A 22760-nucleotide genomic window follows, 5' to 3' on the forward strand; every position below is an offset into this window, starting at 1 on the left:
CTGCAGAAATTGCCTGCGCGCCACCCACCCGGTAAAGTGCCGCTCCCCCCGTTTTGCCAGAGGTAGCTCCATGACCCAGACTTTCGATATCGCCGTTATCGGCGCCACCGGTACTGTCGGCGAAACCCTCGTACAGATTCTCGAAGAACGCGACTTCCCGGTCGGCAACCTGCACCTGCTGGCCAGCAGTGAATCGGCCGGCAGCTCGGTGCTTTTCCGCAACAAAAACGTACGCGTGCGCGAGGTCGACGAGTTCGATTTCAGCAAGGTCAGACTGGTGTTCTTCGCCGCCGGCGCTGCTGTGTCGCTGAGCTACGCCGCTCGCGCCCATGCTGCCGGTTGCTCGTTGATCGACTTGTCCGGCGCCTTGCCCACCGATCAGGCGCCACAAGTGGTGCCCGAGGCCAATGCCGATATTCTCGCCAGTCTGAAAAGCCCATTCCAGGTCAGCAGCCCAAGCCCGTCTGCGACGACGCTTGCGGTGGTGCTGGCGCCGTTGCTCGATCTGCTCGATCTGCAATACGTCAACGTCACCGCCAATCTGGCCGTTTCGGCACAAGGCCGCGAGGCAGTCACCGAGCTCGCGCGGCAGACCGCCGAGCTGCTCAACATGCGCCCGCTGGAGCCGACGTTCTTTGATCGGCAGATGGCGTTCAACCTGCTGGCACAAGTCGGTACGCCTGATGCGCAGGGCCACACGCTGCTGGAAAAACGATTGGTTCGAGAGCTGCGCCAGGTTCTGGCAAAACCTTTATTGAAGATTTCTGCCACTTGCGTTCAAGCCCCGGTGTTTTTTGGCGATAGCTTTAGCGTGACCTTGCAGTCAGGCAGCGCTGTTGACCTGGAAAAGGTCAACGCAGCGCTTGAGGCTGCACCGGGCATCGAGCTGGTCGAGGCCGGTGATTATCCGACCGCGGTCGGCGATGCGGTGGGGCAGGACGTGGTCTACGTAGGCCGCGTGCGGACGGGCGTCGACGACCCGGCGGAACTAAATCTTTGGCTGACGTCAGATAACGTACGCAAAGGCGCGGCGCTCAACGCCGTGCAACTGGCTGAGTTGTTGATAAAAGACCTGCTGTAAAAGATACTTGGCAACAATTTGTCGACTGATTCTAGGTGAGCGCTATGCTTGCCCGAAGCGCGTCGATGACGAGTCACCCTCCGGGACTTTCCGGGGCAGCACCGAAATGATCGCGCGCGGCGACCCCCGTCGTCGCGCGCAATGCCTTACGGCAGCGGTATTCAAAAGCTTCTCGCTGGCCGAGGAACGTTCAAACAAAGGATGAGGCTATGGTTCAAGTTCGCAAACTGGTGTTAGCAATAGCGGCCGCCTCGGCGCTGTCCTCCGGTATGGCGCATGCCCTCGGGCTCGGGGAGCTGACCCTGAAGTCGACCCTGAACCAGCCGTTGGTGGCTGAAATCGAGCTGCTCGACGTCAAGGATCTCACCGCTGCCGAAGTGGTGCCGAGCCTGGCTTCCCCTGAAGATTTCGCCAAGGCCGGCGTCGACCGTCAGGCTTTTCTCAATGACCTGACGTTCACCCCGGTGCTCAACGCCAACGGCAAAAGCGTGTTGCGCGTGACCTCGAGCCAACCGCTGTCGGAACCGATGGTGAAGTTCCTCGTGCAGGTGATGTGGCCCAATGGCCGCTTGTTGCGTGATTACAGCGTGCTGCTCGATCCGTCGAAATTCTCGCCGCAGACCGCAGACGCCGCCGCGCAACCGGCGCCGTCGCAGACCATCACCGCGCCAACCACTGGCGCCACCCATCGCAATCAATACACCACCACGCCGCGCGACACCCTGTGGGAAATCGCCGCGAAGGCGCGCAACGGTGGCTCGGTGCAGCAGACCATGCTGGCGATTCAGGCGCTCAATCCGAATGCCTTTATCGACGGCAACATCAACCGTCTGAAAACCGGCCAGGTGCTGCGTCTGCCTGACCCGGTACAAAGCACAGCGCTGCCGCAGTCGGCTGCCATCGCTGAAGTGGCGGCGCAGAACGAAGCCTGGCGTCAGGGCCGGCGTTATGTGGGCAAGCCTGGCACCGGTCAACAGCAGCTGGATGCGACCAATCGTGGCCGTGGCAATACCGGTGCAGCGGCCAACACCCAGGACAATCTGAGCCTGGTCTCGGCGGAAAGCGCCAAGCCCGGTGCGAAAGGCCCGGCCGGCGACGCCAAGGCGCTGAGCAACAAACTGGCAATTACTCAGGAAAACCTCGACACGACCCGCCGTGACAACGAGGAACTGAAAAGCCGCATGGCTGATCTGCAGAGCCAGCTGGACAAGCTGCAAAAGCTGATCGAGCTGAAGAACAATCAACTGGCGAAGATGCAGGCCGACGGCGCCGGCGCTGCGCCTGGCGCCACTGCTGCTGTGCCGCCGGTGCCGGCGATCACTGCCGAACTGGCCGCAACACCGCCAGCCACCCCGGCCGACGCCGCAGCGGCTTCACCGACTCCAGAGTCGGCCATCGCGCCGCCAGCGGAAACCCCGGTTGAGCCGGTCGTCGAGCCGGTGGTCGAAACCACGCCTGCTGCCGCCGATGACGACAAAGCCTTCAATGAACTGCTGACCAATCCGATTCTGCTCGGCCTGATCGGCGGCGGTGCGGTGGTTCTGCTGCTTCTGCTGTTGCTGCTGGCGCGCCGTCGCAAAGCCCAGCAGGAAGCCGAAAAGCACCTGCGCATGGCCCGCGCTCTGGCTGAAGAGCAAGAGTTCTCCGCTGAGCAGGATCTGCCGGAAAGCAGCTTCTCCGGCCTGGAAACCCCGGCAGCCAGCGTCAAGCTCAACACGCCAGCTCCGGCACCTGCGCCAGCCCCTGCACCGGTCGTCACTCCGGTGGTGATGGCTGCGCCGATTGCCGCACCACTGGTGGCCCCGGCCGGCGAACGCTCTGATGATGTGCTCGACAAAGCGCAATCGCACATCAATGCCGGCCGCCTTAATCAGGCCGCTGCGCTGCTGGAAGAGGGCGTCAGCCTTGAGCCGGAACGCAGCGATCTGCGCCTGAAGCTGATGGAAGTCTACGGTCAGCAGGGCGACCGCGATGCGTTCGTTGCGCAAGAGCGTCAACTGGTGGCCAATGGCGATAACTTCGCCAAGGTCGAAGCGCTGAAAAGCCGCTTCCCGGCCATGGCTGTGGTCGCTGCCGGTGGGCTGGCAGCTGCCGCCGTCGCTGCCGAACTGGATGCGCAGTACGTCAAGGAACTGCTGCAAGACGAGCCGCAAGCGCCAGAGGCTGCCGCTGACGACCTCGACACCGCGTTCGATTTGAGCCTGGACGACCTCGACAACATCACCCCGGTCGATCCTGCGCCAGCGGTCGAGCCAGAAGCGCCTGTCGAGCTAGACGCGTTTCCGGCCGAAGACGATCTGAGCTTCGCTTCGGTGCTGCAAGAGCAGACCGAGATGAAAGACAATCTCGACGATCTGTCGGACTTCGATCTGGACATGGATCTGGGCGCCGAACCATCGCCGGCCACGTTGGCTGAAGATGACTTCCTGCTGGATCTGGACGACGGCGTGAAGGACTTGCCACCGGTCGAGACGCCGGTAGTTGCTGACGTGCCGCAGGACGATCTGGAACTCCCAGCCGATTTCGACCTGTCGCTGGCCGACGAAATGGACACCAACCCAGCCGCCGAGCCGGACGCCTTCGCGGCCGAGCTCGACGACGTCAATGCCGAGCTGGATCGCCTGTCGCAAAGCATGGCTGAACCGAGCTTCACCGAAGCGGACGCAGCGTTGGGTGATGACCTGGGTGAAGATGATTTCGACTTTCTCGCCGGCACAGACGAAGCAGCGACCAAACTCGATCTGGCCCAGGCTTACATCGACATGGGCGACGCTGACGGTGCGCGTGACATCCTCAACGAAGTGTTGACCGAGGGTGACGAGAAGCAGCGGGGCGAGGCCAAGGAAATGCTTTCCAACCTGGCGTAAGTTCAGCGGTAAACAACAAGCGGCAGCCCGGTGGGGCTGCCGTTTTTGTTTGTGCCGGATTCGGCGGTGTTTGATCGATTGCTTTCGCGAGCAGGCTCGCTCCCACAGGGGGGCGCATTGCAAATGTGGGAGCGAGCCTGCTCGCGAAGGGGGCGGTACTGCCGATAGAGAACTCTGGCATCCCCAGCCCACCGCCTTATAATGCCCGCCTTTGCAAATCAGCAGGCTGTCCCACCTTGGCAAACATAGATAACCCGGTCGCCGAAATGGCGCCCGACGGCTTTTACCGCGTCGCGCTGGGCGTTGAGTACAAAGGCTCGCGCTACAGCGGCTGGCAACGGCAGCTGACCGGAGTGGCGACGGTGCAGGAAGAGCTTGAAAAAGCCCTGTCGAAAGTCGCCAATTCGCCGGTTTCCCTGCAATGCGCCGGGCGTACCGATGCCGGCGTGCATGCCTGCGGCCAAGTGGTGCACTTTGACACCCAGGTTGATCGCTCGCTGAAAGCCTGGGTCATGGGCGCCAATATCAATCTGCCCCACGACATCAGCGTCAGTTGGGCCAGGGTCATGCCGGCGCATTTTCATGCGCGCTTCAAAGCCATTGCCCGGCGTTATCGCTATGTGATCTACAACGATCAGATCCGCCCGGCGCACCTCAATGAAGAAATCACCTGGAATCACCGTCCGCTCGACGCCGAGCGCATGGCCGAGGCCGCGCAGTACCTGATTGGTACCCACGATTTCAGCGCGTTCCGGGCCGGTCAGTGCCAGGCAAAGTCGCCGATCAAGAAGATGCATCACCTGCGCGTGACCCGTCACGGCAAGATGATCGTGCTCGACATTCGGGCCAATGCCTTCCTGCATCACATGGTGCGCAATATCGCTGGTGTGCTGATGACCATCGGTGCCGGTGAGCGTCCGGTGGAGTGGATGAAGGAAGTGCTGGAAAGTCGCGAGCGTCGCTCCGGCGGGGTCACGGCGCATCCCTACGGGTTGTATCTGGTGCAGGTCGAGTACCACGACGAATTTCCGTTGCCCGAGCGCTTTATCGGGCCACATTTCCTTACGGGTTTCTCCGAACTTGACGGCTGACGCCCTCGAACGCTTTTGTTACCATCCGGGACGTTTTCGGATTTTGCCTTGAGGTTTTCCTGACATGTCAGCCGTTCGCAGCAAGATCTGCGGCATTACCCGCATCGAAGATGCGCTGGCCGCCGTCGAAGCCGGTGCCGACGCGATCGGCCTGGTGTTTTACGCCAAGAGTCCGCGAGCGGTGAACGTGCAGCAGGCGCGGGCGATCATCAAGGCGCTGCCGCCGTTCGTTACCACCGTGGGGCTGTTCGTCAATGCCAGCCGTTGCGAGCTCGGAGAAATCCTCGATGCGGTGCAGCTGGATCTGCTGCAGTTCCATGGCGACGAAAGTGCGGAGGAGTGTGAAGGCTGGCATCGTCCGTACATCAAAGCGCTGCGGGTCAAGGCCGGCGATGATATTGCCGCTGCTTGCGATGCCTTTCCCGGCGCCAGTGGCGTACTGCTCGACACCTATGTCGAAGGGGTGCCCGGTGGAACCGGCGAGGCGTTTGACTGGTCACTGATTCCGCAACACTTGAGCAAGCCGCTGATTCTGGCCGGCGGCCTGACGCCGGAGAACGTTGCCGACGCGGTAGCACGGGTCAAGCCCTACGCGGTGGATGTCAGCGGCGGGGTAGAAGCGAGCAAAGGCATCAAGGATCACCACAAGATTCGCGCATTCATCAACGCGGTGCGCGGCAATACATCGTCGATGTGACGGCTGGCAGTCTGCCGCCGTCCATCAATGCACTTGCACAAAGCAGGCGCGGCTGAGGGTTGCTGAATCGTCGCAGGTCATGTTTCGCGCTGACCGCCACTGTTCGGCAACCATCGCCACACACATGAATTTAGCTCAAGGGCATACGCGGGGCTGCGAACCAGAGCGTTCGGGCCGCCGGTACTGGAGAAAGAAAGCATGAGCAACTGGTTAGTAGACAAACTGATCCCTTCGATCATGCGCTCGGAGGTCAAGAAGAGCTCGGTGCCTGAAGGTCTGTGGCACAAATGCCCATCCTGCGAGGCGGTGTTGTACCGTCCGGAACTGGAAAAGACCCTGGACGTTTGCCCCAAGTGCAACCACCACATGCGCATCGGCGCACGTGCCCGCATCGACATCTTCCTCGACCCGGAAGGCCGTAACGAACTGGGCGCTGACCTGGAGCCGGTTGATCGTCTGAAATTCCGCGACGGCAAGAAGTACAAGGACCGCTTGGTCGCTGCGCAGAAGCAGACCGGCGAGAAAGATGCGCTGATCTCGGTCAGCGGTACCTTGCTGGGCATGCCGGTAGTGGTTTCGGCATTCGAATTCAACTTCATGGGCGGTTCCATGGGCGCCATCGTCGGTGAGCGCTTCGTTCGCGCTGCCAACTACGCACTGGAAAACCGCTGCCCGATGATCTGCTTCGCCGCCTCCGGTGGTGCACGCATGCAGGAAGCGCTGATCTCGCTGATGCAGATGGCCAAGACTTCGGCCGTACTTGCGCGTCTGCGTGAAGAAGGCATTCCGTTCATCTCCGTACTGACCGACCCGGTCTACGGCGGCGTTTCCGCCAGTCTGGCGATGCTTGGCGACGTCATCGTCGGCGAGCCGAAAGCCCTGATCGGCTTCGCCGGTCCGCGGGTGATCGAGCAGACCGTGCGCGAGAAACTGCCGGAAGGCTTCCAGCGCAGCGAGTTCCTGCTGGAGCACGGCGCGATCGACATGATCATTCACCGTCAGGAACTGCGTCCGCGTCTGGGTAACCTGCTGGCACAGATGACCGGCAAGCCGACGCCGAAGTTCGTCGCCGCGCCGATCGAACCGATCGTGGTGCCGCCGGTGCCTGCCAACGTATGACCCAGCGCACCCTTGGTGAATGGCTCGCCTACCTTGAGCAGTTGCATCCGTCGGCCATCGACATGGGCCTGGAGCGTTCGCAACAGGTAGCGTCCCGCATGGGGCTGGGCCAGCCGGCGCCTCGGGTGATCACGGTCACCGGCACCAACGGCAAGGGTTCGACCTGCGCGTTCGTGGCTTCGTTGCTGCGTGCCCAGGGCCTGAGCGTTGGTGTCTACAATTCTCCGCACCTGCTGCGTTACAACGAGCGGGTGCAGCTCGACGGCGTTGAAGCCACTGACGCGCAGCTCTGCGAAGCCTTTGCTGCGGTCGAGGCGGGCCGCGGCGAGACTTCCCTGACTTACTTCGAAATGGGCACTCTGGCAGCGTTCTGGCTGTTCCAGCAGGCGGCGCTTGACGCTGTGGTGCTTGAAGTCGGGTTGGGCGGGCGTCTGGATACCGTCAATGTAGTCGATGCCGATATTGCGCTGGTCACCAGCATTGGCGTCGATCACGCCGATTATCTGGGCGATACCCGCGAATCCGTGGCCTTCGAGAAGGCCGGAATTTTCCGCCAGGGCAAGCCTGCTCTGTGTGGCGACCTGAATCCTCCGCAACCACTGCTCGACAAGGCGCACGAACTGGCTTGCCCATTCTTTCTGCGTGGACGCGATTTCGATCTCGGCATCACTGACCAACACTGGCAATGGCGCGGCACCGATGCCCTGGGCCAAGTGGTCGAGTTGCGCGACTTGCCGCTGCTCGATCTGCCGATGGAAAACGCCGCGCTGGCGCTGCAAGCTTATCTGCTGACAGGTTTGCCGTGGAATGCCGAACAGATTGTCGCGGCGTTGCAGGCGACGCGCGTGGTTGGGCGCCTCGATCGTCGGTCATTCGAATGGAATGGCAAGCGCCTGAACCTGTTGCTGGATGTTGGTCACAATCCGCATGCCGCTGAATATCTCGCCCGGCGTCTGGCCGCGCGGCCGCCGGTTGGCAAGCGTCTGGCGGTGTTCGGGTTGCTGGCGGACAAGGATCTGGATGGTGTTGTTGGCGAATTGAATGCTAGTGTCGCGCATTGGGCTGTCGCGCCGCTGGATTCGCCGCGCGCGCGTCCGGTGGCTGAACTTGAGGCGGCGCTGCAGAACCTTGGTGCTTCAGTAACGTCCTATGCCAGCGTTGCGGCCGCTCTGGAAGGGCAGTGCGCTATAGCAACCAGCGACGACGAGATTCTCTTGTTCGGATCATTTTATTGTGTCGCCGAGGCCCTTGAATGGCTGGCCCGGCGCTCCACGGAGGAAGCGGCAAATGGCTTTGCTGGATAAAGCGTACAAGCAGCGCATGGTTGGCGCGCTGGTGCTGGTGGCGCTGGCGGTGATCTTCCTGCCGATGCTGTTTTCCCGTCAGGACGAGCAGCGTCAGGTGACCGTCGAGGCCCCGGCTGCGCCTCAGCCTTCGGCCATGCCGCAGGTGCAAATTGACCCGGTGGCTGTGCCCGAGCCGCAAGCCTTGCCGCAAGAGCCTGTGCCGACTGACGAAGAAGTCGCTGAAGAAGCGGTGCCTGCGGCCCCGGCTGCACCGGCCGCCCCGGCACCGACCATCCCTGCGCAAATTGCCCGTCCGGCAACGCCGCCGCCAGTGGCCAAGCCAATTCCTGCGCCGGCCCAGCCGATCACATCGGCAACGAGCAAGCCGGATACCACGCAGAGCCGCATCGATGCCAACGGTCTGTCGGTGAGCTGGTCGGTGCAACTGGCCAGTCTGTCGAGCCGCGCCAGCGCCGAAAGCCTGCAGAAGAACCTGCGCAGCCAGGGCTATAACGCCTACATTCGTTCTGCCGATGGCAAGAATCGGGTGTTCGTCGGTCCGCTGATCGAGCGTGCCGAGGCCGATCGTTTGCGTGATCTGCTGAGTCGTCAGCAGAACCTCAAGGGCTTCGTTGTCCGTTTTCAGCCTGAACGTGGCTGAAATCTATCACTTCGATTGAAAAGCACTGACAATCGCAGCTTACCGACAGCCATGCGCTCTGCTAAAATGCGCCGCCTTATCCGTCTGTAGGCTGCACTGTGCCATTTACCTGGGTTGACTGGGCGATCGTTGCAATCATCGCCATCTCCGCTTTGATCAGTCTGAGCCGCGGCTTCGTAAAGGAAGCTTTATCGCTGCTGACCTGGATCATCGCAGGAGCGGTTGCCTGGATGTTTGGTGGCTCACTGTCCGAGTACCTCGCCGGATACATCGAAACCCCATCGGCTCGCGTGATCGCGGGCTGTGCCATCATGTTTGTCGCCACACTGATCGTGGGCGCAATGATCAATTATCTTATCGGCGAGTTGGTTCGCGTCACCGGGTTGTCCGGGACCGATCGATTCCTCGGCATGGCCTTCGGCGCAGCGCGTGGCGTGTTGCTGGTGGTCGTGGCGGTCGGGCTGTTGAGCCTGGGGCCGGTACAGCAGGACGGGTGGTGGAAAGAATCACAGCTCGTGCCCAAGTTTCTATTGGTCGCCGACTGGTCCAAAAACCTGATACTGGGGTGGAGCAGTCAGTGGCTTGCCAGCGGAATCAGCGTACCCGCTGAGATTCCGTTCAAGGAGCAGCTCTTGCCGCCGGCGAAAACGCCTCAGTGAGTGTTGTTCAGTTCAGATCCATTAAGTAGGGGTTGCGTCGCATGTGTGGCATCGTCGGTATCGTCGGTAAGTCGAACGTTAATCAGGCGCTGTATGACGCGCTAACCGTGCTCCAGCACCGCGGCCAGGACGCTGCCGGTATCGTGACCAGCCATGATGGCCGGTTGTTCCTGCGCAAGGATAATGGCCTGGTGCGTGACGTGTTCCAGCAGCGTCACATGCAGCGTCTGGTCGGCCACATGGGTATCGGCCACGTCCGTTACCCGACTGCCGGCAGCTCGACGTCGGCCGAAGCCCAGCCGTTCTACGTCAACTCGCCGTACGGCATCACTCTGGCGCACAACGGTAACCTGACCAACGTTGAACAGTTGGCCAAAGAGATCTACGAATCCGATCTGCGTCACGTCAACACCAGTTCCGACTCGGAAGTGCTGCTCAACGTGTTCGCCCACGAGCTGGCCCAGCGCGGCAAGCTGCAGCCGACCGAAGAAGACGTGTTCGCCGCCGTGACCGACGTGCACAACCGTTGCGTTGGGGGTTACGCCGTGGTGGCGATGGTCACCGGTTACGGCATCGTCGGTTTCCGCGACCCGCACGGCATTCGTCCGATCGTGTTCGGCCAGCGTCACACCGACGAAGGCGTCGAGTACATGATCGCCTCGGAAAGCGTTTCTCTGGACGTGCTCGGTTTTACCCTGATTCGCGACCTCGCGCCGGGTGAAGCGGTGTACATCACTGAAGACGGCAAGCTGCACACCCGTCAGTGCGCAACCAACCCGTCGCTGACCCCGTGCATTTTCGAACACGTCTACCTGGCGCGTCCGGACTCGATCATCGACGGCGTGTCGGTTTACAAGGCGCGTCTGCGCATGGGCGAGAAGCTTGCCGAGAAGATCCTGCGCGAGCGCCCTGAACACGATATCGACGTGGTCATCCCGATTCCGGACACCAGCCGTACCGCAGCGCTGGAGCTGGCCAATCACCTGGGCGTGAAATTCCGCGAAGGTTTCGTCAAGAACCGTTACATCGGTCGCACCTTCATCATGCCGGGCCAGGCTGCGCGCAAGAAGTCGGTACGCCAGAAGCTCAATGCCATCGAGCTGGAATTCCGTGGCAAGAACGTCATGCTGGTCGATGACTCGATCGTGCGCGGCACCACCTGCAAGCAGATCATCCAGATGGCCCGCGAAGCTGGCGCGAAAAACGTCTACTTCTGCTCGGCGGCACCTGCGGTGCGCTTCCCGAACGTGTACGGTATCGACATGCCGAGCGCCCACGAACTGATCGCGCACAACCGTTCGACTCAGGACGTGGCCGACCTGATCGGTGCAGACTGGCTGATCTATCAGGACCTGCCTGACTTGATCGAAGCGGTCGGCGGCGGCAAGATCAAGATCGAGCACTTCGATTGCGCAGTGTTCGACGGCAAGTACGTGACCGGTGACGTCGACGAGGCTTACCTGAACAAGATCGAGCAGGCGCGCAACGATGCCTCGAAGGTCAAGACCCAGGCAGTCAGTGCGATCATCGATCTGTACAACAACTGAGTTTCCACCGGCCCTGAGGGGCCGGTTTTGTATCTGATATTTATTGTTCGAGAACAGCAAGGAGAGACAGCATGAGTCAGGAATGGGATGCCGGTCGGCTGGACAGCGACCTCGAAGGCGTAGCGTTCGATACCCTGGCCGTCCGTGCCGGTCAGCACCGCACGCCGGAAGGCGAACACGGTGACCCGATGTTCTTCACCTCCAGTTACGTGTTCCGCACCGCTGCCGATGCAGCGGCGCGCTTTGCCGGCGAAGTGCCTGGCAACGTCTATTCGCGCTACACCAACCCGACCGTGCGCGCGTTCGAAGAACGCATTGCCGCGCTGGAGGGCGCCGAGCAAGCCGTCGCCACGGCAACCGGCATGGCCGCGATCATGGCGGTGGTGATGAGCCTGTGCAGTGCTGGCGATCATGTGCTGGTGTCGCGCAGCGTGTTCGGATCGACCATCAGCCTGTTCGAGAAGTATTTCAAGCGCTTCGGCGTCGCAGTCGATTACGTCCCGCTGGCCGATCTGTCAGCCTGGGACGCGGCGATCAAGTCCAACACCAAACTGCTTTTTGTCGAGTCGCCGTCCAACCCGTTGGCCGAGCTGGTGGATATCGCCGCCCTGGCTGAAATCGCTCATGCCAAGGGCGCGCAGCTGGTGGTCGACAACTGCTTCTGCACCCCGGCGTTGCAGCAGCCGCTGAAGCTCGGCGCGGACATTGTCGTGCACTCGGCGACCAAGTTCATCGACGGTCAGGGCCGCTGCATGGGCGGCGTTGTCGCCGGTCGCGGTGAACAGATGAAAGAAGTGGTGGGTTTCCTGCGGACCGCCGGGCCGACCCTCAGCCCGTTCAACGCGTGGATCTTTCTCAAAGGCCTCGAGACCCTCAACCTGCGCATGAAAGCGCATTGCGCCAACGCTCAGGCGCTGGCCGAATGGCTGGAGCAGCAGGACGGCATCGAGAAAGTCCATTACGCCGGTCTGAAGAGCCATCCGCAGCACGAGTTGGCCCAGCGCCAGCAGAAGGGTTTTGGTGCGGTGGTCAGCTTCGAGGTCAAGGGCGGCAAAGAAGGCGCCTGGCGCTTTATCGATGCTACTCGGTTGATTTCGATCACCGCCAACCTCGGCGACAGCAAAACCACGATCACCCATCCAAGCACCACCTCCCACGGCCGTCTGGCGCCGCAGGAGCGTGAAGCGGCGGGGATTCGCGACAGCCTTATTCGCGTCGCGGTTGGTCTGGAAGATGTGGCTGACCTGCAGGCTGACCTGGCGCGCGGTCTGGCGGCATTGTGATCGAGTTGTCCACACCGGCGGCCAATACCCATGGCCGCGTGGCGCTGGTCACCGGCGCTGCACGCGGTATTGGCCTCGGAATTGCCGCCTGGCTGATCAGCGAAGGCTGGCAAGTGGTGCTGACCGATCTCGATCGGGCGCGTGGTTCGAAAGTGGCGAAGGTGCTCGGCGAGAATGCCTGGTTCATCGCCATGGACGTCGCCGAGGAAAATCAGGTCGCACTGGGCGTGGCCGAGGTGCTGGGACAGTTTGGTCGCCTTGATGCGCTTGTCTGCAACGCGGCGGTGGCAGATCCGCACAACATCACTCTGGAAAGCCTCGATCTGGCGTACTGGAATCGGGTGCTGGCGGTGAATCTGAGCGGGCCGATGTTGCTGGCCAAGCACTGTGCGCCTTATCTGCGTGCGCACAACGGTTCGATCGTCAATCTGGCCTCGACCCGTGCGCGACAGTCGGAGGCGGACTCCGAGGCGTATGCGGCGAGCAAGGGTGGGCTGTTGGCGCTGACCCATGCGCTGGCAATCAGCCTTGGACCGGAAATCCGCGTGAATGCGGTCAGTCCGGGCTGGATCGATGCGCGTGATCCCTCGGTGCGTCGCGCCGAACCGTTGGCCGATGCCGATCACGCCCAGCATCCGGCGGGCAGGGTGGGGACGGTCGAAGACGTGGCGGCGATGGTGGCGTGGTTGCTGTCGCGCAATGCGGGATTTGTCACCGGGCAGGAATTCGTCGTCGATGGCGGCATGACCAAGAAGATGATCTACACGGAATAACAAGCGAAGCCGCGTCCTGTGGGAGCGAGCCTGCTGGCGAATGCGGTCCATCGGTCGATGGCTTCTTCAGGAATGAAGCAATTTCGTCTTTTTCAGAAAAACTCCAATCCTGCTATTGACTTAGCTTCGCCACCTGCGTAAATTTCGCGGCCTCGGAGATGCAAACGGGTGATTAGCTCAGCTGGGAGAGCGTCTGCCTTACAAGCAGAATGTCGGCGGTTCGATCCCGTCATCACCCACCACTCCCGAGAAGCTTGCGCAAGCAAGAGAGTAGGCTGAAAGTGCCTGCACCGACGCGCAGCGGTAGTTCAGTCGGTTAGAATACCGGCCTGTCACGCCGGGGGTCGCGGGTTCGAGTCCCGTCCGCTGCGCCATATTTTACGAGTCAGATTCATCTGATTCGCGATTGCAAGGCACCGAAGCCGGCAATCAAAACGAGTTACTTGAGCGCAAGCTCAAAGCGATACGCAGCGGTAGTTCAGTCGGTTAGAATACCGGCCTGTCACGCCGGGGGTCGCGGGTTCGAGTCCCGTCCGCTGCGCCATATCTGTTTCAAGGACCACTGAACGCCTTGAAGCGCCGAAATCAGCCATTGGCTGAATCGGATCGATAGCAAAGACCCTGGTCGAAAGACCGGGGTTTTTTGTGTCTGAAATTTGGTTATTCCTCTTCCTCTCTCCTTAAGTCCATGCGAATCCCTGTGGGAGCGAGCCTGCTCGCGAAAGCGCCGGCACGTTCAAAATCTGTATTGCCTGGAAAAACTTTTTCGCGAGCAGGCTCGCTCCCACATAGGCACGCTCTGTTATCTCGGCAGATCGGATGCGGTGCTACGTCGCATTGATTTTTTGATTATTTAGTCAGGTTTTTGTAACTGGTTGTTTGCTGTGGGCGCAGAAACCTTTAAAGTTAACCTTTCGGTCAGCTTTGCACTGTCAACACAGCTCTTTGCTTCGCCAGAAAGAGCTTCTGCACGACTCGAGATCCCCAGTAGATAACCACAAGGGCGGACCTATAACCGCCCAGAGGATGATCCATGTCCAACCGTGAAATATCCCGGCGCTCGTTCCTCCAGGGCGGGCTGGTGGCGGGTGTGAGCGTTACGCTTACGCCGCTCAGCAGTCAGGCGCTGGCTGCCTTGATGGAAAACAGCGTCACCGTGCCGTCCGAGAAATGGCTCGGCAATAACGGCAAGGCCCGTCAACGCAACGATGCCTTGTCCAAGGTCTGCGGCAGCAAGGTGTTTGCCCGCGACATCCGCGCCAAGGACATGCCTGGCTGGCCTGAGCAACAGGGCCACGCCATGCTGCTGAAAACCATCAAGGCCGACCGTATCTACGCAGGTTACGACCTGTCGTGGCTCGGCGCTGATCTGCAGCCAGACCGCATCGTTACCGCTGCCGATCTGGACAAGGACGGTATCGTCTTCCCCGAAGAGCACGCGCCTGATCCATTGCTGCCGGAAGGTAAAGTGCCGATGTTCATCGGTCACCCGGTGGCGATCCTGATCTGGAACGATTTCGAGCGTTTCCGTCAGGCCAAGAATCAACTCAAATTCAATGACAAGGCGATTCGTTACGGCGCCAAAGTGCCGTTCTACGAAGGCGATCCCTACGGCAGCTTCCGCTATGTGCGCGTCGGTGGCGCGACCTCGGCGGATGAAGACGAGTTCGCCAGCCTCAAGGATTCGATTCTGTTCCCGATGCTGAAGAACCGCCGTCCAGTGTGGAATGCATCGCCGAACCTGCATGGCAACCTCACCGAGCGCGGTCTGTTCTACGCCGACCGCATGAAGCAGGAGATCGACACGCCGCCAGACAACTGGCTGGTGTTCGATGAGCGCTACAAGACGCCGTCGATCGAACCGGCCGCCCTTGAGCCGGACAACGGCAACGGCTGGTACGACCCGAAAACCAAAACCCTGCATTTCGTCGTGGCGACGCAGTGCCCGCTGGAAGTCGCGACCGAGACTGCGAAGATGATCGGGCCGTCGCGTTTCGGCCTGGCCAACCTGAACATGCACCCGGGCTACACCGTCGGGTATGGCTCCAAAGACCACAACATTTTTGTCTACTACGCAGCCCTGGCCGCGCTGTACGGCGCCGGTGTGCCGGTGCGTCTGGCCAACGACCGCTATGAGCAATTCCAGAGCGGTATCAAGCGTCACCCGTTCGACATCCGCTACCAGTTGGCCGTGGACAAGAACGACTACACCTTCAAGATTTTCCGTGCAGAAATGAGCGTCGACGGCGGCGGTCGGGTCAACTACAGCCCATCGGTGGCGGCGGTTGGCGCCACCGCAGCGCAGTCGATCTACTACATGCCGCAGAACGACCTGCAAGTCACCGCGTATCACTCGCGCGCGGTCGAGGCGGGTTCGATGCGCGGTTACGGCACCCTGCAAAGCATGGCGGCGACCGAAATGATGGTCGACGAGATCGCCAATCGTCTGGGTGTCGACGCCATCGATTTGCGCCGCAGGAATGCCCTGCGTTCCGGTATGAAAAATACCCAGGGCGCAATCCCGGCCGGTGCATTGCGCCTGCACGAAATTCTCGACAAGGCCTCGGTGCACGAAGTCTGGAAAAACCGCGACACGATCAAGCAACAACGTGAAGCGGCAGACCCGGATAACTGGTACGGCGTCGGTTTCGCCATTTGCCAGAAAGACTTCGGTACCGGCTCCGAAGCACCGATGGCCAGCATCGAATTCACCGCTGACGGGCGCATCACCCTGCGCCATATCGGTATCGAAATCGGCACCGGCATGTCCACTTCGCAAGCCTTGGTCGTCGCCGATTTCCTCGGCAGCCCGGCGCATGATGTGAAGACCGGAGAAACCGAGTGGCAGGAAATGCAGCTGATCACCAGCGGCAACCCGTACATCATGAGTCAGGCCGAACAGGACAATCTGCTGCGTAATCCGCGCTGGGTCGGCAAGCTGGCGTCGGCGTCCTCGGCGACCAACTCCGCCTATTACTTCAGTCATGCGACCCGTGAAGCGGCGCGGGTGCTGTTCAACCATGGTTTGTGGCCGGCGGCGCTGGAGATATGGCGTCAGGGGCCGTACGGCGGCCAGGCCAACCCTTACGTGGTGCGTCGCGAAGATGCGCATTGGGTCGACGGCAAGCTGACCGCCAACGGCATGCAGCCGCTGAGTTTCGAAGAACTGGCCAAACGCGCCCACGAACGCGGTCTGGTGACTGGCGCCACGGTGCATGGTTTCAACCGCTGGAGCTGGGCCGAGGCTGAATACAGCATCGACGGCGTGCGCGAGCGCCTGCCGCTCGACGGTCTGGCGGTGAAATACGGCGATGGCGCGCCGCAAGCGAAGAAAGCGCAGATGAACAGCGCCGGCTTCCACTTGCTTGATCGGCAGAACGTCAACTACCCGGTAGTGCAGTTGAACAACGCTGCCGTGACCTATTACAGCCCGGTCGCGACGCTGGTCGAGTTGAAGGTCAATAAAGGCTCGGCGGAAGTCGAGGTGCTCAACCACCATTCGTGGATCGAGTGCGGCCGGGTGCTGGTTGAAGAGTTGGTCAAGGGCCAGCTCGAAGGCGGTATCGCCATGGGTATTGGTCATGCGCTGATGGAAGAGATGCCGTTGTACGAAGGCGGGCCGGGGGAGGGTGACTGGAACTTCAACCGTTACCGTCTGCCGATGGCGCGTCACGTAGCGGTGTGGAAGCAGACTGCGGAGATCCTGCCGCCGCTGTCGCCGAGCGATCCGTCCAAGGGCATCGCCGAAGTGGTGATGATCCCGATTGTCGGTGCCATCGGTAACGCCGTGGCGCACGCCATCGGTAAACGTGTTCGTGACTTGCCTATCACCGCTGCGCGCATCAAGGAGGCCCTCAATGGCTAACCGTCCGCTTCAACTGACCCTCAATGGTCAATCCGTCGGCCCGGTGGACATCCCTGATGACCTGCCGATGATCGACTACCTGCACGAATACAAAAACCTCACCGGCTCGCGGCTGGGCTGCGGTCAGGGGATCTGCCACGCCTGTGTGGTGATCGTTGATAACCCCGACGGTACCAGCGAAGAAGTGCGCACCTGCATCACCGGCGCGCACTACTTCGAGGGCAAGAAAGTCCGCACCATCGAAGGCCACGCCACTCGCGACGAGCAGGGCCAGGTCACCGAGCTCAATCCGATCCAGCAGCGCTTTGTCGACGAGTTCGCTTTCCAGTGCAGCTACTGCGCGCCAGGCTTCGTCAACGCCGCGACGGTGTTGGTCGAGAAGCTGCAGCGCCAGCCGATTGTCAAAAGTCAGCTGGAACAGGTGATCGAGGACAGTCTCGGTCATCACGTCTGCCGCTGCACCGGTTACGTGCGTTATTACAACGCCACGCGCAACGTGCTGACCGATCTCGGCCTGGTCAAGGAGGGTTGAGCATGAAGCGTTTACTGACCCGCCTGACTTTTGCGGTCGGACTGGCTGCGCCGCTTTTGGCGGTCCACGCCGAGGATCAGGTCAAGCGCGGCGAATACCTCGCCCGCGCCGCTGATTGCATGGCTTGTCACACCGCACCCGGTGGCGCGCCCTATGCCGGCGGCCTGCCGATCGTCTCGCCATTCGGCACGATCTACGGCACCAACATCACCCCGAGCAAAGAGCACGGCATCGGTCTGTACAACGATGACGAGTTCTTCGCTGCGCTGACCGAAGGCAAACGGCGCGACGGTGCGAATCTGTATCCGGCGATGCCGTACACCTCGTATCACCTGATGCCGCGCGCCGATTCCGATGCGATTCACGCGTATCTGAAAACCATCGAGCCGATCGAACGCGCCGCGCCGGTGACCAGCCTGAGCTTTCCGTTCAATGTGCGTCTGGGCCTGACCGGCTGGAACATGCTCTACGGCAAAGACGTCAAGCTGGAGCCCGCCGAAGGCAAAAGTGCGGCGTGGAAGCGTGGCCAGTATATGGTCGACGTCCTCGGCCATTGCGGTGAATGCCATACGCCACGCGGCCTGCCCGGCGCGATGCAAATGGACAAGCGCATGACCGGCGGCATCCTCAATGGTTATCTCGCGCCGAGCCTGCTGGCTACCGACCTGGCCGCGCGCGGCTGGAATCAGCAGGATCTAAGCACGTTTCTCAAGCATGGCATGAGCGCGCAAGGAACGATGTTCAACGAAATGTTCCCGGTGTTTCACAACAGCACTCAAGGTCTGAGCGATGCTGATCTGGCGGCAATGGCGACGTTCCTGCTTGGCGAGCAACCGCCACCAGCCAAAGAGCTCGTCGAAGTACCGCTGGACAAGCTCAGCGCGAGTGCTCAGCGCGGCCGTCAGGAATATCTGAACGTCTGCGCCGGTTGTCACGCGGTTGGCGGAGAAGGCAAACCGCACATCGCAGTGGCCATGCGCGGCAACACCACGTTGCGTCTGGAAGATCCGCGCAATCTGTTGCGAGTGATCGAGGACGGCATCGGCGAACAGAAGTTCTCCGGGTTCGAGCACATGCAGCCGATGCCGGGTTTTGCTGAAAAGCTCAGTCCTGAGCAATTGACTGATCTGCTCAACTACCTGCGTCAGGGTTGGGGCGGCCAGAGCGCTGAGCTGGCAGTAAGTGAAGTGCAGAAGCTGCAAGCCGACGCGCCGAGCGTCGAGCACAAGGCCCACTGATATGCAGCATCTCGATCTGCAAGTGGTGCGTCGGGCGCTGGAATGGTCGGTGGCCGGGCAGCGAATCTGGCTGTGCACGGTGCTGACCACTTACGGCTCGGCACCGCGCGCGCCGGGTTCGCTGCTCGCGGTGAACGAAAGCGGGCAGTGGATCGGTTCGCTGTCGGGCGGTTGCGTTGAGGAGGATTTTCTTCAGCGCGTTGCCGAAGGTGCGTTTCTCGAAGTAGTCAGCGTCGTGCGTTACGGCGAAGGCGATGATCCGCGCTCGCGGGTCAGTCTGCCTTGCGGTGGCATTCTCGATGTGTTGGTGGAAAAACTTGACGCCGACAGCGCGGTGCAGGCGCATCTGCGTGAACTGGAGTCAGCGCTGCTGGGTCAACGTCGTCTGCTTCGCGAAGTCGATCTGGCCAGCGGTGCGCGCGTTCTGTTGGCTGATCGCGAGCAGGGTGCACGGATCGAGCGTGAGATTGATCGGGTGCGCATCCGTATCGGTGCAGCACAGCGCTTGTTGCTCGCCGGCTACTCCAGTGTGGCGCAGGCCTGTGCCGAGTTCGCGGTAGGACTTGGCTTCGAAGTGATTCTCTGCGATCCGCGCGAGGAGGTGCTGGAAGGTGTGGTGCTCAATGGCGTGGAAATCCGTCGGCAGTTGCCTTCGGTGTTTATTGCCGACGGTGGTTGTCATCGCGATACGGCGGTAGTGGCGTTGACCCACGATCCGCGTATCGATGATCTGGCGATGATGGAGGCGGTGCGCACCAAGGCGTTTTACATCGGTGTGATGGGATCGCTGCAGACGTCGCAAAAACGCTTTGAGCGCTTACGTCGCATTGGTGGTTTGAGCGAGGCGGAGCTGGCGCGGATTCATGCGCCGATCGGCCTCAACCTCGGCAGCAAGACCCCGGCGGAAATTGCGCTGGCGGTGCTGGCGGATATCCTGCGGATTCGCAGCGGGATCGCTCGGGATCAGCTCTGATCCTAAGCCTTGCTGAATCTACTGTGGCGAGGGGATTTATCCCCGTTGGACTGCGTAGCAGTCCCCTCCTGCTCAAGAGGGGGCGCTTCGCACCCCCAGCGGAGATAAATCCCCTCGCCACAATGGTGTTTATAGGCCGTACTTATCGCGCAGCCCGTAATACCAGGCGCCCAGCGCGGCAAACGGTGTGCGTAGCAGTTGCCCGCCGGGGAAGGGATAGTGCGGCAGGTCGGCAAAGGCATCGAAGCGCTCGGCCTGACCGCGCAACGCTTCGGCGAGGACTTTGCCAGCCAGGTGCGTGTAGGTGACGCCGTGGCCGCTGCAGCCCTGCGAGTAATAGATGTTGTCGCCCAGGCGCCCGACCTGCGGTAAGCGCGAAAGGGTCAGCAGGAAGTTGCCGGTCCAGGCGTAGTCGATCTTCACGTCCTTGAGTTGCGGGAAAGCTTTGAGCATCTTCGGGCGAATGATCGCTTCGATATTCGCCGGATCGCGAGCGCCGTAAACCACGCCGCCACCGAAGATCAAGCGTTTGTCGGCGGTCAGGCGATAGTAGTCGAGCAGATAGTTGCAATCCTCCACGCAGTAATCCTGCGGCAAAAGCGCCTTCGCCAGCTCATCGCCCAGCGGCTCGGTGGTGATCACCTGGGTACCGCACGGCATCGATTTGGCCGCCAGCTCGGGCACCAGATTACCAAGATAGGCGTTGCCGGCGACGATGATGAACCTGGCCCTGACCTTGCCTTGCGGTGTATGCACAACCGGATTGGCCCCGCGCTCGATGCGCACGGCAGGTGATTGCTCATAGATGGTGCCGCCGAGAGACTCGACTGCCGCTGCTTCACCGAGCGCCAGATTCAGCGGATGGATGTGGCCGCCGCTCATATCGAGCATGCCCCCGACGTATTGATCGCAACCCACCACTTCACGGATGCGGCGTTGGTCCATCAGTTCCAGCTGAGTGTGACCAAAGCGTTCCCACAACCGTTTCTGCGATTCAAGGTGGCCCATTTGTTTGGCGGAAAGGGCGGCGAATACACCACCGTCTTTCAGGTCGCACTGGATGTTGTATCTGGCCACGCGCTCGCGAATGATCCGGCCGCCTTCAAAGGCCATTTCGCCGAGCAGTTGCGCCTGCTTGGGGCCGACCGTGCGTTCGATGACATCAATGTCGCGGCTATAGCTGTTGACGATCTGCCCACCGTTTCGGCCAGAGGCGCCAAAACCGACTTTCGCCGCTTCCAGCACGGTTACGCGAAAACCGTTCTCCAACAGGAACAGGGCGGACGACAGCCCGGTATACCCGGCGCCGATCACACAGACGTCCGTCTCCACATCATCCTGCAGCACAGGGCGTGGTGGTACGGCATTGGCCGACGCAGCGTAATAAGACTCTGGGTATTGGGTGTTCGCCATCCTGCCGCCTCTGTTTAATATATTTTACGAGTGTGCCGATCCTACCCGAGTTGAAAAACCTCCGCCAGCCACCGGAAAATCTTCGTCGCTGAGGCGAAATTAAATATTTTGCATATTCATAGGGTTAGGTGAAAAAAAGGTGTTGACACCCCTCCGGAATTCCGTAGAATGCCGCCTCACAGCAGGCACGTAGCTCAGTTGGTTAGAGCACCACCTTGACATGGTGGGGGTCGTTGGTTCGAGTCCAATCGCGCCTACCAAACAAAATCCGCTCTGCTGGGCGGTCTAGAAGGGCTCACCGAAAGGTGGGCCCTTTTTTGTTTTCTGCGATTTGCGCAACGCTTGTTCCCAGTCATTTCCGCTTCGCTCTGATCAGCTCTCCATTCATTACTATTTGCGCAAAATGATCAAGCGCCATTTTGGTGCGTTTTTTTACCATTTCGTGGTTGAAAACACCTGAATATCCAAAGGCTTACAGCTATTTTTCTCCAACCGGTTATCGAAAAAGCCTTGTTGCATATTGGGAATTTAAGTAACATCCGTTCCGCGTTCACCACCACGGTTTATGCATTTTTAAATCCCAAGCTTCCATCAGCTGCTTGGGATTTTTTTTGCCTGCGTTTTGGCGTTTGGCATCTGTCTCGCCGTCACCTCCAAGCGAGGCCCCGCTTTTTCGTCTACTACTGACTGGCCGATTTTCAACTCTTTGTAAGGGAGTGCGTCGATGCTGAGTCAGTGGATCCTTGCGGCTGTTCATCTATTCGCGTTTGCCTTGGCTTTCTGGGCGGTGCTGACGCGCGGCACAGTGTTCAGCCAGCTCTCGGCGGGTACGGGAGAGGTCAAGCGCGTGCTGCTCGCGGATAACTTGTGGGGGCTTTCAGCTTTGACGCTGCTTATTACCGGAGCGATGCGCGCATTTGGTGGTTACGAGAAAGGCTCTGACTATTACCTGAATCAGCCGCTGTTTCATCTGAAGATGACGTTGTTAGTGCTGATCCTGCTGGTAGAGCTTGCACCCATGATCACGCTGATCAAATGGCGCATCGCATCGTCGCGCGGGGTAGCGCCTGATGCCGGGCGTGCGAAGTTGTACGCGCGCATCAGTCATGTTGAAGCGCTGCTGCTGATCCTGATGATGGTCGCGGCGACAGGCATGGCGCGTGGGGTGATATTCGCTTAGAAGGCGAAATTCTCCGTGCTCTATCGGAAACGTCCGACAGCCAGCTCCAGGAGTGAAAGGTAATATCGGCGCAAGAAAGGAGGGAGTGACAAGTGAAAGGAGTCAGTGTGCTTCAGGCGCCGTGCCCAGCGGGGTGAAATGCGGATGGCTAAACGGCGCGTGAATCTTTAGCCAGTCTTGCGCGACGGCAATAGGACTGGCTACGTAATGCAAAGTGGCTCAGGATGTTTGCGGCTTGTCCGGAGCGGTCAGGCCGGCCTGGATGCGTTGGTAAATTTCTTCACGGTGCACTGCCACGTTTTTCGGAGCGTTGATGCCGATGCGGACTTGTTGGCCGCTGACTCCGAGGATGGTGATCGTGATGTCATCACCAATGTTTATGCTTTCACCGACTTTGCGGGTGAGTATCAGCATGGTCTTCTCCTTGATTGCTTTGTAGGGCACCTGATTCAGACAGTGCAGAGGTCGGTGGTATCTATAGATTAGTGCGAAGTC

General features: G+C 60.6%; 18 protein-coding genes and 4 tRNA genes. 20 read left to right on the forward strand and 2 right to left on the reverse strand.

The features are described 5' to 3' along the window. Window positions 1-70: 70 nt before the first annotated feature. From AB9L16_RS08850 to AB9L16_RS08935, 18 genes are all read left to right on the forward strand, one after another. Window positions 71-1081 (forward strand): aspartate-semialdehyde dehydrogenase, encoded by a 1011-nt coding sequence (locus AB9L16_RS08850; protein ID WP_150635754.1) that lies wholly within the window; start codon window positions 71-73, stop codon window positions 1079-1081. A gap of 209 nt (window positions 1082-1290) precedes the next feature. Continuing rightward, window positions 1291-3948, forward strand: coding sequence for a FimV/HubP family polar landmark protein (locus AB9L16_RS08855; protein WP_236169452.1), 2658 nt, complete (start codon window positions 1291-1293; stop codon window positions 3946-3948). A gap of 266 nt (window positions 3949-4214) precedes the next feature. Next, window positions 4215-5039 carry a tRNA pseudouridine(38-40) synthase TruA gene (truA, locus tag AB9L16_RS08860; protein ID WP_016773937.1) on the forward strand — a complete coding sequence of 275 codons (825 nt, stop codon included), beginning with the start codon at window positions 4215-4217 and terminating at the stop codon, window positions 5037-5039. Window positions 5040-5103: 64 nt separating this feature from the next. Next, window positions 5104-5736, forward strand: coding sequence for a phosphoribosylanthranilate isomerase (locus AB9L16_RS08865; protein WP_375123388.1), 633 nt, complete (start codon window positions 5104-5106; stop codon window positions 5734-5736). 198 nt (window positions 5737-5934) lie between these two features. Continuing rightward, complete coding sequence (gene accD, locus AB9L16_RS08870; protein ID WP_016773939.1) at window positions 5935-6855, forward strand: acetyl-CoA carboxylase, carboxyltransferase subunit beta; 921 nt, start codon at window positions 5935-5937, stop codon at window positions 6853-6855. Further along, entirely contained in the window at window positions 6852-8159 is a 1308-nt protein-coding gene (gene folC / locus AB9L16_RS08875; RefSeq protein WP_095179497.1) for a bifunctional tetrahydrofolate synthase/dihydrofolate synthase, read from the forward strand. The genes accD and folC overlap by 4 nt, the downstream gene beginning before the upstream one ends. Then, window positions 8143-8802 carry an SPOR domain-containing protein gene (locus tag AB9L16_RS08880; RefSeq protein WP_375123389.1) on the forward strand — a complete coding sequence of 220 codons (660 nt, stop codon included), beginning with the start codon at window positions 8143-8145 and terminating at the stop codon, window positions 8800-8802. The genes folC and AB9L16_RS08880 overlap by 17 nt, the downstream gene beginning before the upstream one ends. Window positions 8803-8900: 98 nt before the next feature. Further along, window positions 8901-9461: a CvpA family protein gene (locus tag AB9L16_RS08885; RefSeq protein ID WP_375123390.1), complete on the forward strand. Its 561-nt coding sequence runs from the start codon at window positions 8901-8903 to the stop codon at window positions 9459-9461. A gap of 41 nt (window positions 9462-9502) precedes the next feature. Further along, the gene (gene purF, locus AB9L16_RS08890; protein WP_016773943.1) at window positions 9503-11008 is read left to right on the forward strand and encodes an amidophosphoribosyltransferase; all 1506 of its coding nucleotides are present in this window, start codon (window positions 9503-9505) and stop codon (window positions 11006-11008) included. Between the two features lie 71 nt (window positions 11009-11079). Beyond that, complete coding sequence (locus AB9L16_RS08895; RefSeq protein WP_056784395.1) at window positions 11080-12291, forward strand: O-succinylhomoserine sulfhydrylase; 1212 nt, start codon at window positions 11080-11082, stop codon at window positions 12289-12291. Continuing rightward, window positions 12288-13064, forward strand: coding sequence for an SDR family oxidoreductase (locus AB9L16_RS08900; protein WP_150635750.1), 777 nt, complete (start codon window positions 12288-12290; stop codon window positions 13062-13064). Before AB9L16_RS08895 ends, AB9L16_RS08900 begins: the two co-directional genes overlap by 4 nt. A 166-nt stretch (window positions 13065-13230) precedes the next feature. After that, a tRNA-Val gene (locus AB9L16_RS08905) sits at window positions 13231-13306 on the forward strand. Window positions 13307-13361: 55 nt separating this feature from the next. After that, window positions 13362-13438: transfer RNA gene (locus AB9L16_RS08910), tRNA-Asp, on the forward strand. A 93-nt stretch (window positions 13439-13531) separates the two neighbouring features. Beyond that, window positions 13532-13608: transfer RNA gene (locus tag AB9L16_RS08915), tRNA-Asp, on the forward strand. Window positions 13609-14097: 489 nt separating this feature from the next. After that, window positions 14098-16929 carry a xanthine dehydrogenase family protein molybdopterin-binding subunit gene (locus AB9L16_RS08920; RefSeq protein ID WP_375123391.1) on the forward strand — a complete coding sequence of 944 codons (2832 nt, stop codon included), beginning with the start codon at window positions 14098-14100 and terminating at the stop codon, window positions 16927-16929. Next, window positions 16922-17461: a (2Fe-2S)-binding protein gene (locus AB9L16_RS08925; RefSeq protein ID WP_016773947.1), complete on the forward strand. Its 540-nt coding sequence runs from the start codon at window positions 16922-16924 to the stop codon at window positions 17459-17461. Before AB9L16_RS08920 ends, AB9L16_RS08925 begins: the two co-directional genes overlap by 8 nt. A gap of 2 nt (window positions 17462-17463) precedes the next feature. Then, the gene (locus tag AB9L16_RS08930) at window positions 17464-18699 is read left to right on the forward strand and encodes a c-type cytochrome (protein ID WP_375123392.1); all 1236 of its coding nucleotides are present in this window, start codon (window positions 17464-17466) and stop codon (window positions 18697-18699) included. Between the two features lies 1 nt (window position 18700). Beyond that, a complete protein-coding gene (locus AB9L16_RS08935; protein ID WP_375123393.1) occupies window positions 18701-19672 on the forward strand; it encodes an XdhC family protein in 972 nt (323 codons plus the stop codon). Window positions 19673-19801: 129 nt separating this feature from the next. Here the strand turns inward: AB9L16_RS08935 and AB9L16_RS08940 are convergent, their stop codons facing one another. Further along, the gene (locus AB9L16_RS08940) at window positions 19802-21085 is read right to left on the reverse strand and encodes an FAD-binding oxidoreductase (protein ID WP_041478544.1); all 1284 of its coding nucleotides are present in this window, start codon (window positions 21083-21085) and stop codon (window positions 19802-19804) included. 183 nt (window positions 21086-21268) lie between these two features. On the opposite strand from AB9L16_RS08940, the gene AB9L16_RS08945 reads away from it, so the two are divergent. Together AB9L16_RS08945 and AB9L16_RS08950 are read left to right on the forward strand one after the other, a co-directional pair. Continuing rightward, window positions 21269-21345 (forward strand) — tRNA-Val (locus tag AB9L16_RS08945). Between the two features lie 464 nt (window positions 21346-21809). Continuing rightward, window positions 21810-22265, forward strand: a complete 456-nt coding sequence (locus AB9L16_RS08950) for a DUF2214 family protein (protein WP_375123394.1) — start codon at window positions 21810-21812, stop codon at window positions 22263-22265. 219 nt (window positions 22266-22484) lie between these two features. Here the strand turns inward: AB9L16_RS08950 and csrA are convergent, their stop codons facing one another. Then, window positions 22485-22679, reverse strand: coding sequence for a carbon storage regulator CsrA (gene csrA, locus AB9L16_RS08955; protein WP_375123395.1), 195 nt, complete (start codon window positions 22677-22679; stop codon window positions 22485-22487). Between the last annotated feature and the right edge of the window lie 81 nt (window positions 22680-22760).

This window comes from Pseudomonas sp. LW8 (assembly GCF_041956865.1).
GTDB lineage: Bacteria > Pseudomonadota > Gammaproteobacteria > Pseudomonadales > Pseudomonadaceae > Aquipseudomonas > Aquipseudomonas siliginis.

Excerpts from the sequence above, each read along its gene's own strand:
- AB9L16_RS08935 (WP_375123393.1), top strand. The coding sequence starts at position 18,701 with ATGCAGCATCTCGATCTGCAAGTGGTGCGTCGGGCGCTGGAATGGTCG.
- AB9L16_RS08850 (WP_150635754.1), top strand. The coding sequence starts at position 71 with ATGACCCAGACTTTCGATATCGCCGTTATCGGCGCCACCGGTACTGTC.
- AB9L16_RS08950 (WP_375123394.1), top strand. The coding sequence starts at position 21,810 with ATGCTGAGTCAGTGGATCCTTGCGGCTGTTCATCTATTCGCGTTTGCC.
- AB9L16_RS08865 (WP_375123388.1), top strand. The coding sequence starts at position 5,104 with ATGTCAGCCGTTCGCAGCAAGATCTGCGGCATTACCCGCATCGAAGAT.
- AB9L16_RS08940 (WP_041478544.1), bottom strand. The coding sequence starts at position 21,085 with ATGGCGAACACCCAATACCCAGAGTCTTATTACGCTGCGTCGGCCAAT.
- AB9L16_RS08930 (WP_375123392.1), top strand. The coding sequence starts at position 17,464 with ATGAAGCGTTTACTGACCCGCCTGACTTTTGCGGTCGGACTGGCTGCG.
- accD (WP_016773939.1), top strand. The coding sequence starts at position 5,935 with ATGAGCAACTGGTTAGTAGACAAACTGATCCCTTCGATCATGCGCTCG.
- csrA (WP_375123395.1), bottom strand. The coding sequence starts at position 22,679 with ATGCTGATACTCACCCGCAAAGTCGGTGAAAGCATAAACATTGGTGAT.
- AB9L16_RS08925 (WP_016773947.1), top strand. The coding sequence starts at position 16,922 with ATGGCTAACCGTCCGCTTCAACTGACCCTCAATGGTCAATCCGTCGGC.
- AB9L16_RS08880 (WP_375123389.1), top strand. The coding sequence starts at position 8,143 with ATGGCTTTGCTGGATAAAGCGTACAAGCAGCGCATGGTTGGCGCGCTG.
- truA (WP_016773937.1), top strand. The coding sequence starts at position 4,215 with ATGGCGCCCGACGGCTTTTACCGCGTCGCGCTGGGCGTTGAGTACAAA.
- AB9L16_RS08895 (WP_056784395.1), top strand. The coding sequence starts at position 11,080 with ATGAGTCAGGAATGGGATGCCGGTCGGCTGGACAGCGACCTCGAAGGC.
- folC (WP_095179497.1), top strand. The coding sequence starts at position 6,852 with ATGACCCAGCGCACCCTTGGTGAATGGCTCGCCTACCTTGAGCAGTTG.
- purF (WP_016773943.1), top strand. The coding sequence starts at position 9,503 with ATGTGTGGCATCGTCGGTATCGTCGGTAAGTCGAACGTTAATCAGGCG.
- AB9L16_RS08855 (WP_236169452.1), top strand. The coding sequence starts at position 1,291 with ATGGTTCAAGTTCGCAAACTGGTGTTAGCAATAGCGGCCGCCTCGGCG.
- AB9L16_RS08920 (WP_375123391.1), top strand. The coding sequence starts at position 14,098 with ATGTCCAACCGTGAAATATCCCGGCGCTCGTTCCTCCAGGGCGGGCTG.